This window comes from Janthinobacterium sp. NFX145, from assembly GCF_049810325.1.
Lineage (GTDB): Bacteria > Pseudomonadota > Gammaproteobacteria > Burkholderiales > Burkholderiaceae_D > Janthinobacterium > Janthinobacterium rivuli.
Genome location: NZ_CP187360.1, coordinates 1,101,496 through 1,113,919, shown reverse-complemented (window position 1 = coordinate 1,113,919; position 12,424 = coordinate 1,101,496). Strand labels below are relative to the sequence as shown.

The following is a 12,424-nucleotide window of genomic DNA, read 5'->3' as shown; positions in this document are numbered from 1 at the left end:
CCGATTATCATACAGCGCAATCGGCCTTACGATGGTGGCTCCCTTACTCGACCACCACACAGGAGCTGCCATGCACACGTATTCCCCCGCCCGCGACCAATTCACGCCCGCCCATTGCGACATAGCATTCAACCGCCTCGGCTACGGCGCCATGCAACTGGCCGGCCCGCACGTCTGGGGGCCGCCGAAAGACCGCGCCGCCGCCGTCGCCATGCTGCGCGAAGCGATCGAACTGGGCGTCAACCATATCGACACGTCGGACTTTTACGGCCCGCACATCACCAACCAGATCATCCGCGAGGCGCTGCATCCCTATCGCGACGGTTTGACCATCGTCACCAAGATCGGCTTCGTGCGCGGCGCCGACCAGTCATGGCTGCCGGCCGCGTCGCCACAGCAATTGCGCGACGCCGTGCACGACAACCTGCGCAACCTGGGCCTGGACGTGCTCGATGTGGTCAACCTGCGCGCACCGGGCATGGCCGGCCCGGACGGCTCGTCGCTTGCCGAACCGCTGGACACATTGGTGCAGCTGCAGCGCGAAGGCCTGGTGCGCCATATCGGCCTGTCCAATGTCGATGCCGGCCAGGTGGCCGAGGCACAGCGTATCAGCCCCATCGTCTGCGTGCAGAACCACTACAACCTGGCGCACCGCGCGGACGATGCGCTGATCGATACCCTGGCCGCGCAAGGCATCGCCTATGTGCCCTTCTTTCCCCTCGGTGGCTTCTCGCCGCTGCAGTCCGACACCCTGAACCAGGTGGCGGCCGCCATGCAAGCGACGCCGTTGCAGGTGGCGCTGGCCTGGCTGCTGCAGCGCGCGCCGAACATGCTGGTCATTCCCGGCACCTCGTCGGTGGCGCATCTGCGCGAAAACGTCGCGGCCGGCGCGCTCACTCTCGATGCACAGGCGCTGGAAGCATTGAGGTCGCTTGCAACTAAGTAGCGCACTATATATACTGTGCCCATGGATACCACTACCGCTCCCAACCCCTTGCACCAGGTGCCGCGCCTGGATGGCCAGCTGTGCTTTGCGCTGTACTCGACCTCGCTTGCCATGAACAAGCTGTACCGCAAGCTGCTGCGCAAGCTCGGCCTCACCTATTCGCAATACCTGGTAATGATGGTGCTGTGGGAGCGCGACGGCTTGACGGTGTCGGAAGTGGGCGAGCGCCTGTTCCTCGACTCGGCCACCCTGACGCCCTTGCTCAAGCGCATGGAGCAATCGGGTTTGCTGACGCGCACGCGCGCCGCCAGCGACGAGCGCCAGGTCATCATTTCCCTCACGCAGCAGGGCGACCAACTACGCCACGAAGCGGCCCTGCTGCCCGAAGCGATCCTGACGGCCAGCCACTGCAGCGTGGAGCAGGTTGTGGACATGAAACAACAGCTGAACCAGTTGCGCGACAGCCTGATGAAAAGTGAGTAAAAGCCCCGCTTTCCCGAGCAAAATCAGGTAAAGCATTGCCTCGACGGCGCCAGGCAAAAGCTGGCGCGAAATCCGCCTTTCTTTATTACAAATCGATACATGGATGGCCCCACCCTGCGTATAGAATAGTTGCCACTATTTCCTTACAACAACATCAGGGTGAATATGCGCATACCTTTCGGCTCCGTAGCCTCGCTGGCTCTCTGCTTTACCGTGTCGGCCTTTGCTGCCGAGCCATTCGACGACAAGTTCCGCCAGCTCGAAGAGGTGTTGCCCACCCCGAATACCTACCGCACCGCCTCCGGCGCGCCTGGCCACGCCTACTGGCAGCAGCGCGCCGACTACACGATCCGCGCCACCCTCGATGAAGCCAAGCGCGAAATCGCCGGCAGCGGCACCATCACCTACCATAACCAGTCGCCCGACACCCTCGGCTACCTGTGGGTGCAGCTGGACCAGAATATCTACAAGCCCGATTCCGACGCGCGCCGCATGGCCACGGCACCGTCGCGCCAGGCCTGGGCCAGGACGGCGGGCGAAGACACCATGAAATTCGAAGGCTTGCGCGGCATCCTGGCGCGCGGCGACTTCCAGGGCGGCTTCAATATCCGCGCCTTGAAAGGCGCCGATGGCCAGCCATTGAAATATGTTGTGAACCGCACCATGATGCGCATCGACTTGCCGCAGCCCTTGAAACCGGGCCAGGATTTCGTTTTCCAGATCGACTGGGATTACCGCATCAACGAACAGAAGGTGCTGGGCGGGCGCGCCGGCTATGAAGTCTTCGACGACAAGAACGCCCTGTTCGAAGTGGCGCAGTGGTTCCCGCGCATGGCAGCCTATTACGACGCGGCCGGCTGGCAGCACAAGCAGTTCCTCGGCTCGGGCGAATTCACCCTGGAGTTCGGCGACTACGACGTGCAGCTGACGGTGCCCGCCGACCATATCGTCGCCTCCACGGGCCAGCTGCAAAACCCGCAGGACGTGCTGTCGTCCGCACAGCGCGAGCGCCTGGAAAAAGCGCGCAGCAGCGACAAGCCGGTCGTCATCGTCACGCAAAAGGAAGCGGAAGCGGCCGAGAAGACAGTGAGCCGCGCGCAAAAGACGTGGCACTTCAAGGCAGCCAACGTGCGCGACTTCGCCTGGGCCTCGAGCCGCAAGTTCATCTGGGATGCGCAGGGCTACAAGCAGGGCGGCAGCGACGTGATGGCCATGTCCTACTATCCGAAAGAAGGCAATCCGCTGTGGGAAAAATACAGCACGCAAGCCATCGTGCACACGATTGAACAGTACAACAAGTACAGCATAGCCTACCCGTATCCGACGGCCATTTCCGTCAACGGCCCCGTGGGCGGCATGGAGTATCCGATGATCTCGTTCAACGGCCCCCGTCCCGTGAAAGACAAGAAGACGGGCGAGCTGACCTACTCGAAACGCACCAAATATGGCCTGATCGGCGTGATCATCCACGAAGTGGGCCATAACTACTACCCGATGATCATCAACTCGGACGAGCGCCAGTGGACGTGGATGGACGAAGGCCTCAACACCTTCGTGCAATACCTGGCGCAGCAGGCGTGGGAAGAAAACTACCCGGCCTCGCGCGGCGAGCCACGCGAGATCGTCGACTACATGCGTAGCCGCGACCAGGTGCCGATCATGACCAATTCGGAGTCCCTGCTGCAGTTCGGTAACAACGCCTACGCCAAGCCGGCGGCGGGACTGAACATCCTGCGCGAGACCATCCTCGGGCGCGAACTGTTCGACTACGCCTTCAAGGAATATGCGCAGCGCTGGAAGTTCAAGCGCCCCACGCCCGCCGACTTTTTCCGCACCATGGAAGACGCTTCCGGAACGGACCTCGACTGGTTCTGGCGCGGCTGGTTTTATACGACCGACCCGGTCGACATCAGCATCGACGGCATCAGCGAGTACGGCGTGAGTTCGAAGAATCCCGAAACGGAAAAGGCCTGGAAAAAAGCGCAGAAGGAGACCCAGCCGGAATCCGTCACGAGCCGCGCCAACAAGGGCATGCCGCGCCGGGTCGATGCGCATCCGGAACTGAAGGATTTCTACAACCAGCACGACGATTTCACGGTGACCAACAAGGACCGCAACGCCTATGCCGAAGCGCTGGCCAACCTGGAGCCGTGGGAAAAGGACTTGCTGAAACAGGGCAAGCATTTGTACCTGGTCGACCTGTCGAATGTGGGCGGCATGGTCATGCCCTTGATCCTCGAGATCGAACTGAAAAGCGGCAAGAAGTACGTCGAGCACGTGCCGGCCGAAGTGTGGCGCTACTCGCCGAAGAAAATCACCAAGGTCGTCATCACGGATGAGCCGATGGTGGGGCTGGTGCAGGACCCGTACTGGGAAACGGCCGACATCGACACGAGCAACAACAGCTGGCCGCGCAAGATCACGCCATCGCGCCTGGAGCTGTTCAAGAGCGAGAAGTCGCCCAAGGATAATCTGATGCGCGATTTTAATACGCCGCTGAAAGGCCAGAACGGCGGCTCGGCCAAGGGCGACGAGGCATGAAGCGCTGGCGCGCGCTGGCTTGCGCCACGCTGGCCTGCGCCAGCATGGCGGCCGGCGCCCACAATTTCCACATGGGCATCGCCGACATCAGTTATAACGCGGCCAGCGGCAGCACGGAAGTGGTGCACACCTACACGGGCCACGACGTCGAGGCGCTGCTGACGAACCTGTACCAGCGCCAGTTCGACCTGGGCCAGGAAGACAGCGAAGCGGCCCTGCGCCGCTATGTCGAAAAACAGTTTTACCTGGTGGGACCGGATGGCAAGCGATTGCGCCTGAACTGGGTCGGCATGAAGGTCAATGCCGACAATGTGGTGATCTTCCAGGAGATCGAACGCACGCGCCTGGCCCCCGCCACGCGCATCCACAATCAGTTGCTAATCGACTTCCTGCCCAGCCAGCGCAATACCCTCAACGTGCAGGACAGCGGCACGATCCAGACGCTGATTTTCGACCGCCAGAACACGGAACTGCCGATCCGCCAAGTCCCACTACACCCATGACGCCACGCACTCTTTCCCTCCTCCTCGCCGCCCTGTTTTCCGCCACCGCCGCCCATGCCGACGACATCTTTCAGCGCGTGCTGGTCGACGGTTCGCGCCTGAACCAGCTGGGCGTGGCCGATTCGGCCAACGCGGGCAGCGTCACGCAACAGCAGCTCGACGCGCGCACCAGCTACCGGCCTGGCGAATTGCTCGAAGCCGTGCCGGGGCTGATCGCCAGCCAGCATAGCGGCGAGGGCAAGGCCAACCAGTTCTACCTGCGCGGCTTCAACCTCGATCACGGCACGGACTTGCGCACCTCCGTCGACGAGATGCCCGTCAACCAGCGCAGCCATGGCCACGGACAGGGCTGGACGGACCTGAACTTTTTGATCCCCGAACTGGCCATGCGCCTCGATTACAGGAAGGGGCCGTATTCGGCGGCGCAAGGCGATTTTTCCTCGGCGGGCGCGGCGTCCGTCGTCTATGCGAACCGCCTGACGCAGGGCGTCGCCAGCGCGGGCATCGGGCAAAACGGCTTTCGCCGCGCCCTGCTGGCCGACTCACTCGATGCGGGCGACGGCAGCCTGCTGTACGCGCTCGAAGCGCAGCATAACGATGGCCCGTTCACGCAGCCGGACCGCTACCGCAAGCTCAATGGCGTGCTGCGCTACAGCGAAGGCTATGCCAACAACGGCTTCAATGTCACGGCCATGGCGTATGACGCCAGCTGGAATGCGACTGACCAGATTGCGCTGCGCGCCGTGCAGGACGGCACCCTGGGCCGCTTCGACGCCATCGATGCCAGCGATGGCGGCAAGGCGCAGCGCTACAGCCTGTCGGGCGCCTGGCGCCAGACAACGGACGACATGTCGTCCAGGGTCAGCGCGTATGTGATCGCCAACCGCCTGGCCCTGTTCTCGAATTTTACGTATGCGATGGACGACCCCGATAACGGCGACCAGTTCGCCCAGCCCGACCGGCGCGTGACGTCCGGCGTCAACGCCAGCCACACCTGGCACCGCCACACGGACAGGGGCAGCAGCGACACCACCATCGGCCTGCAGCTACAGAACGACAATATCCACAATGGCCTGTACAACACGCGGCAGCGGCAGATCCTGTCGACCACGCGGCAAGACCATATCGTCGAATCGAGCCTCGGCGTGTATGGCGAAAACAGCACGCGCTGGTCGCGCTGGCTGCGCACCGTGGCCGGCCTGCGCGCGGACGCCTACCGCTTCGATGTACGCAGCGACCGCGCCGCCAATTCGGGCACGGCCAGCGACCATTTGTTCAGCCCCAGCCTGAGCGTGATCGCCGGACCGTGGCGCGATACGGAAGCGTATTTCAACATCGGCAATGGCTTTCACAGCAACGACGCGCGCGGCACGACGATCACGGTCGATCCGAAATCGGGCGAAGCGGCCGCCAAGGTCACGCCCCTGGCGCGCTCGCGCGGACTGGAAATGGGCTTGCGCAGCGCCGCCATCGCCGGCCTGCAAACGTCGCTGTCGCTGTACCGTCTGGACTTCGATTCCGAACTGCTGTTCATCGGCGACGCGGGCGCCACCGAAGCGGGCCGCCCCAGCCGCCGCTACGGCATCGAGTTTTCCAGCTATTACAAGGCGGCCAACTGGCTGTCGCTGGACCTGGACCTCGCGTATGCGCGCGCGCGTTCGCGCGGCAGCGATCCGGCGGGCGACTTCATCCCCGGCGCCATCGAAGGCGTGGCCCAGCTGGCCATGACGGTGACGCCATCGGGGCCGTGGTCGGGTTCCTTGCGCCTGCGCTACTTCGGCCCGCGCCCGCTGGTGGAGGACAACAGCGTGCGCTCGTCGGCCAGCGTGGGCTTGAACGGGCGCATCGCCTACCGGATCGACAAGACCTTGCGCGTGGAACTGGAAGGCTACAACCTGGCCAACCGGCGCGACTCGGCCATCGACTATTACTATGCCTCGCGCCTGCCCGGCGAGGCGCAGCCCGTCGACGATATCCACTTCCATCCGGTGGAATCGCGCTCGCTGCGCCTGACCCTGGTAAAGAATTTTTAACTCAACAAGAATAATTCCTGTCGCACTGCACAGGAAACGCCGCGAAGTCGTAGAATGCCAGGCTGGATAAACTGAGACAGGCCGCGTTGCGGCCGCACCGCCATGAGCACTTCCGCACCGATCTTTACCGACCCGTCCCACGTCAAGGAAGCCTTGCGCGATGACGGCTATGCCGTCCTGCGCCCGCAGGACGTGGCCGCGCTGGCAGGCTGTCCGCTGGCCGCGCTGCGCGCGCTGGAACCAAGCTGGGATACCCTGGCGCTGGACAATTACCTGAAGGATGGCGGCCGCTATCGCCGCCGGCGCCACTCGTGCTTCGTGCAGGACGGCGAGCGTCTGACGCAGACGGCGCACCGTCCGCACTGGCAACCGGTGGAATACAACGCCCTGCACGGCGGCATGCACCGCCTGTTCGAACCCGTCGAAGCGGCTATCGTCGCGCAAGCGGCCTGGCAGCAGCTGATCCGCGCGCTGGGCGCCGCCTGCTCGCAAGTGAAGGGCAGCCAGCCCTGGTTCATCGAGGCGCACCAGTTCCGCATCGATACGACCGATGGCATCGGCCGGCCCACGCCGGAAGGCGCGCACCGCGACGGCGTCGATTTCGTCGCCGTGCTGCTGATCGGGCGCGAACAGGTCAAGGGTGGCGAGACGCGCATCTTCGAAGCGGACGGCCCCAACGGCAAGCGCTTTACCCTGACCGAACCGTGGTCGCTGCTGCTGCTCGATGACGCTGCCGTGATCCATGAATCGACGCCGATCCAGCCCGTCGGCGACCACGGACACCGCGATACGCTCGTGCTGACCTATCGCGCAGGCCAGTTCCAGGGCGAAAACTGACAAGCGGCCACAGCATTCCCTGTGGCCAAAATAGTTACTTGGAAGTTACTTTTGCAGACCTAAATCCGATATAGTCATACGATGTCGATATTGCGCGCTCACGGCGCCCAGCATCACCACACTGAAATCCTAGGAGAGGTCTGTGGACTCCAACAACCAAATCAAGCCTGACGAAATCGAGATCCTGATCGTCGAGGATAGCCCGACCCAGGCGGAGCGCTTGCGCCGCCTGATCCAGTCACTGCACTATAACGCGCGCGTGGCGGCGAACGGCCAGTTGGCCCTGGCCGCCATCCGCGAGCGCAAGCCGCACCTGGTGCTGTCCGATATCGTCATGCCTGAAATGAATGGCTACGACCTGTGCCGCGCCATCAAGTCCGATCCGACCCTGCGCGACATTCCCGTGATCCTCGTCACCTCGCTCAACGATCCGAAGGACATCATCCGCGGCATCGAGTGCGGCGCCGACAATTTCATCCGCAAGCCCTATGCGGAAGACTACCTGCTCAACCGCATCAGCCACATGCTGATGAATCAGAAGCTGCGCAAGAACCAGAATGTGGAAATCGGCATCGCCCTGTACCTGGGCGACCAGAAGCATTTCATCAATGCGGAACGCCAGCAAATCCTCGACCTGCTGATCTCGACCTATGAACAGGCGGTGCAGGTCAACGGCGAACTGCAGGCGCGCGAACGCCAGGTGATCGAGCTGAACATGCGCCTGGCGCACCATGCGGCCGAACTGGAAACCATCAACCGCGAAATCGCCCTGAAAAACCTGGAACTGGCCGAGGCGAGCCGCATGAAGTCGGCCTTCATCGCCAACATGTCGCATGAACTGCGCACGCCGCTCAACGCCATCATCGGGTTTACGGGCGCGCTGCTGATGAAACTGCCCGGCCCCCTGACGTCCGACCAGGACAAGCAGCTCAATACCATCCGCGCCAGCGCGCGCCATCTGCTCTCGCTGATCAACGACATCCTCGACGTGGCCAAGATCGAAGCGGGCAAGCTGACCCTGTCGATCGAACCCGTGCACTGCCAGGAGCTGATGGCCGACGTGGCCGACACCCTGCGCCCTCTGGCCCAGCAAAAGGGCCTGGCGCTGGAACTCGAACTGGGCGAGCCGGGCCAATCTCCCGCCATCATCGACACGGACCGCCGCGCGCTGACGCAAATCCTCATCAACCTGCTCAACAACGCCATCAAGTTCACGGAACAGGGCACGGTGCGCATCAGCCTGTCCCAGCGCGACGAGGACGGCGTGCAGGTGACGGAAATGAGCATCGCCGACAGCGGCGCCGGCATCAAGGAAGAAGACCAGGCCAAGCTGTTCCAGGCCTTCTCGCAGCTCGATTCCACCTCCACGCGCCACGTGGAAGGCGCGGGACTGGGCCTGTACCTGTGCCAGAACCTGGCCAACGCCATCGGCGGCGCCCTGTTCTTCAACAGCGACTACGGCTCCGGCAGCACGTTTACACTGGCCCTGCGCAGCAAGGCCTGAGCTTCTGTGCGCCGCAACATGGAATACCGGCTTTTTGCCATCGAAAAGAGATCGATACAGTAGTTCTACGGTATTGCACTGCACCATTTTCAGCGCTATAGTAGAACTGTCTCCTCCAATTCGTTCTCCGAACATTGGATTCAGCCCGCGAATACAACCGCGGGCTTTTTTTTTGCCTGCATTTTTCATTATCTTCATCCTTTCTTAACTAAATCAAGCGGCTTAGTTATATCAATCGTTTGAGATATATGATTAAATCTCCGGCATGATTGAAAAAACCGCCATCCCCACTTCCCACGCCGACGATGGGCGCAAGCCCCGTTCCGACGGCGAACAGTCGCGCGAGCGGCTGCTGCATAGCGCCATCCGCCTGTTCGCCGAACAGGGCTACGCCAAGACCTCCACGCGCGAGCTGGCGCAGGCGGCCGGCACCAACGCAGCGGCCATCAGCTATTATTTTGGCGACAAGGCGGGCCTGTACCGCGCCGCCTTTGCGCAGCAGTCAGCCGACCCGCAAGACAATATCGCCCTGTTCGACCAGCCCCATTTCACCCTGCGCCAAAGCCTGGAAGGCTTCTATGCGCAACTGCTCGCTCCCATGCAGCAGGGCGACATCGCGCGTGACTGCATGCGCCTGTGGTGCCGCGAAATGCTCGAACCGACCGGCCTGTGGGCGCGCGAGATCGACCAGAACATCCGCCCCGAGCACGAGGCGCTCACGCGCGTGCTGGCGCGCCACCTGGGTGCGCCCGACAACAGCGACGACATGCACCGGCTGGCGTTTTCCATCGCCTCGCTGGCCCTGCAGCACATGGTCGGCGCCGAGGTGCTGCAAACCTTGCGCCCGCAATTGCTGGAATCGCCGCAGGCCATCGACACCTGGCTGGCGCGCCTGACCGACTACGCGCTGGCCATGGCCGACGTGGAGCGCCTGCACCTGGCCATGCCTCCCTCACTCTCTACACCTCAACGACAAGCAGAAGGACCAGCATGACGACTATTCGATGCACCGTTCAACGCGTCCTCGCCGCCAGCGTCGTGCTGGCGCTGGGCGGCTGCGCCCTGCAGGGGCCGCCCGCAGCGGTGGCCGCCAGCGCGCCCGCGCAGTGGCAGGCGCCGCTGCCGCACAACGGCAAACTGACGGACCTGGCCAGTTGGTGGCAGGGCCAGGGCGACAGCCTGCTGGTGGAACTGATCACCGACGCGCAACAGGTCAGCCCGACCATCGCCGCCGCCGGCACGCGCATCGCGCAGGCGCGCGCGGACCGCATCGCCAGCGGCGCCGCGCTGGCGCCCAAGCTCGATGCGACGGGCAGCGTGGTGCGCACCAGCCAGCAATCGGCGCAACCGGGCGGCACCACCTCGCAGGCAGCCTTGCAGGCATCGTGGGAAATCGACGTCTTCGGCGCCAACCGTGCCACGCGCGATGCGGCGCAGGAGCGCTACGACAGCGCCCGCGCGCTCTGGCATGAAGCGCGCGTCTCGGTGGCCGCCGAAGTGGCGAACCAGTACTACGCCTTGCGCACCTGCCAGCAATTGCAGGCCGTGTCCGAACAGGACGCCGTCTCGCGCCGCGACTCGGCGCGCCTGACGGAGCTGAGCGCCGGCGCCGGCTTCCAGCCGCCCGCCAACGCCGCCTTGGCCCGCGCCAGCGCCGCCGAAGGCGCCAGCCGCGCCATCGAACAACGGGCAGCCTGCGACGTGAATATCAAGGCGCTGGTGGCCCTGTCGGCCATGCCGGAAGCGTCGCTGCGCCAGAAGCTGGCGGCCAGCCCCGCCATCCTGCCTTCGCCCGTGGCGATTGCGGAACTGCCGGCGCAAACCCTAGGCCAGCGGCCCGACATCTACAGCGCCGAACGCGAAGTGGCGGCCGCCAGCTTCGAAGTGCGCGGCGCGCAGGCGCAGCGCTACCCGCGCCTGAGCCTGGCCGGTTCCATCGGCAAGGGCAATATCCGCGCCGGCGGCACCAGCATCACGGCCAGCACCTGGAGCATCGGCCCGCTGGCCGTCAGCCTGCCCATCTTCGACGGCGGCACCCGCCGCGCGCAGATCGACGCGGCCACGGCGCGCTACGACGAAGCCGTGGTGAAATACCGCGCCGGCGTGCGCCAGGCCGTGCGCGAAGTGGAAGAGGCGCTGGTCAACCTGGCCAGCACGGACGAGCGCAGCGGCCATGCGAAAACAGCGCTGGAAGGCTACCGCGTGTCGTTTGTCGCCACCGAGGACCGCTACAAGAATGGCCTGGCCAGCCTGATCGAACTGGAAGACGCGCGCCGCACGCGCCTGGCCGCCGAAAACACGGTGGTCAATCTCGAGCGCGAACGCAGCGCCGCCTGGGTGGCGCTGTACCGCGCCGCCGGCGGCGGCTGGAGCAGCAGCGCCATCGCCAACAACGCCCCCTGACGGATACACAACATGAAAAAACTGACCTTGAAACCGATGGCGCTCGCCCTTGCCGCCCTTTGCGTGATGCTGGGCGCCGGCGTGGCCCTGTACTCCCCTTCCTCCACCGCGGCGGACGACGCCAAGGATAAAAACGCAGCGCAAAAACCGGCCCTCACCGTCACCACGGCCAAGCCGCAAACAGCCAGCCTGCCCATCAAGCTGCAGGCCAACGGCAACGTGGCTGCCTGGCAGGAAGCCGTCATCGGCAGCGAATCGAACGGTTTGCGCATGACCGACGTGCGCGTGAACGTGGGCGACGTCGTGCGCGCCGGCCAGGTGCTGGCCGTGTTCTCGAACGACACGGTGAACGCCGATGTGGCGCAGGCAAAAGCCGCCGTGCTGGAAGCGGAAGCGAATGCGCTTGAGGCCGCCGCCAACGCGCAGCGCGCCCGCTCGCTGCAAAGCACGGGCGCCATCAGCGCGCAGCAGATCAGCCAGTACCTGACGGCCGAACAGACGGCCAATGCACGCATCGCGTCGGCCAAGGCGCAGCTGGCGTCGCAGCAGCTGCGCCTGAAATACACGCAGGTGGTGGCGCCAGACAGCGGCATCATCTCTTCGCGCTCGGCCACGGTCGGTTCGGTGGTGGGCGCCGGCACGGAGCTGTTCCGCATGATCCGCCAGGGCCGCCTCGAATGGCGCGCCGAAGTGACGGCCACCGAGCTGCTGAATCTGAAACCGGGCACCCTGGCGCAAGTGAAGGCGGCCAATGGCAGCGTCTTGACAGGCAAGGTGCGCATGATCGCCCCCACCGTCGATCCACAGACGCGCTCCGCCCTCGTGTATGTCGACCTGCCGGCCAGCACGGGCACGAATGCGCCGTTCAAGGCCGGCATGTACGCCAGCGGCGAGTTTGAACTCGGTACCTCGGGCGCGCTGACGGTGCCGCAGCAGGCGATTGCCGTGCGCGACGGCTTCAGTTATGTCTTCCGCCTGAATGCCGACCAGCGGGTCAGCCAGATCAAGGTGCAGGCCGGACGGCGCCTGAGCGACCGCATCGAAATCCTGGGCGGCATCACGGCCGACACGACGATTGTCGTCAGCGGCGCCGGCTTCCTCAATGACGGCGATCTGGTACGGAATGTACAGGCACCGGCAGCAGCCAAGCCGGCCGCAGCGAAAAAATAAGGAG

Annotated in this window: 10 protein-coding genes; all 10 read left to right on the top strand. The window is 64.2% G+C overall.

Annotated elements, in window-relative coordinates; translation table 11 throughout:
* Nucleotides 1–70: 70 nt before the first annotated feature.
* The 10 genes from ACPJXG_RS04930 to ACPJXG_RS04885 all read left to right on the top strand — a co-directional run bounded on the left by ACPJXG_RS04930 (nt 71) and on the right by ACPJXG_RS04885 (nt 12,420).
* Nucleotides 71–946 carry an aldo/keto reductase family oxidoreductase gene (locus ACPJXG_RS04930; RefSeq protein WP_425253588.1) on the top strand — a complete coding sequence of 292 codons (876 nt, stop codon included), beginning with the start codon at nt 71–73 and terminating at the stop codon, nt 944–946.
* A gap of 21 nt (nt 947–967) precedes the next feature.
* A complete protein-coding gene (locus tag ACPJXG_RS04925) occupies nt 968–1,429 on the top strand; it encodes a MarR family winged helix-turn-helix transcriptional regulator (RefSeq protein ID WP_035821698.1) in 462 nt (153 codons plus the stop codon).
* 165 nt (nt 1,430–1,594) lie between these two features.
* Nucleotides 1,595–3,970, top strand: coding sequence for a M1 family metallopeptidase (locus tag ACPJXG_RS04920; RefSeq protein ID WP_425253587.1), 2,376 nt, complete (start codon nt 1,595–1,597; stop codon nt 3,968–3,970).
* Nucleotides 3,967–4,473, top strand: coding sequence for a DUF6702 family protein (locus tag ACPJXG_RS04915; protein ID WP_099402870.1), 507 nt, complete (start codon nt 3,967–3,969; stop codon nt 4,471–4,473). Before ACPJXG_RS04920 ends, ACPJXG_RS04915 begins: the two co-directional genes overlap by 4 nt.
* Entirely contained in the window at nt 4,470–6,506 is a 2,037-nt protein-coding gene (locus tag ACPJXG_RS04910) for a TonB-dependent receptor (protein WP_425253586.1), read from the top strand. Before ACPJXG_RS04915 ends, ACPJXG_RS04910 begins: the two co-directional genes overlap by 4 nt.
* A gap of 102 nt (nt 6,507–6,608) precedes the next feature.
* The gene (locus ACPJXG_RS04905; protein WP_425253585.1) at nt 6,609–7,343 is read left to right on the top strand and encodes a 2OG-Fe dioxygenase family protein; all 735 of its coding nucleotides are present in this window, start codon (nt 6,609–6,611) and stop codon (nt 7,341–7,343) included.
* 142 nt (nt 7,344–7,485) lie between these two features.
* Nucleotides 7,486–8,847, top strand: coding sequence for a hybrid sensor histidine kinase/response regulator (locus ACPJXG_RS04900; RefSeq protein WP_035821709.1), 1,362 nt, complete (start codon nt 7,486–7,488; stop codon nt 8,845–8,847).
* A gap of 265 nt (nt 8,848–9,112) precedes the next feature.
* The gene (locus ACPJXG_RS04895; RefSeq protein WP_425253584.1) at nt 9,113–9,841 is read left to right on the top strand and encodes a CerR family C-terminal domain-containing protein; all 729 of its coding nucleotides are present in this window, start codon (nt 9,113–9,115) and stop codon (nt 9,839–9,841) included.
* Nucleotides 9,838–11,250: an efflux transporter outer membrane subunit gene (locus ACPJXG_RS04890; RefSeq protein ID WP_425253583.1), complete on the top strand. Its 1,413-nt coding sequence runs from the start codon at nt 9,838–9,840 to the stop codon at nt 11,248–11,250. Before ACPJXG_RS04895 ends, ACPJXG_RS04890 begins: the two co-directional genes overlap by 4 nt.
* Nucleotides 11,251–11,262: 12 nt before the next feature.
* A complete protein-coding gene (locus ACPJXG_RS04885) occupies nt 11,263–12,420 on the top strand; it encodes an efflux RND transporter periplasmic adaptor subunit (protein ID WP_425253582.1) in 1,158 nt (385 codons plus the stop codon).
* The last annotated feature ends 4 nt before the right edge of the window (nt 12,421–12,424 follow it).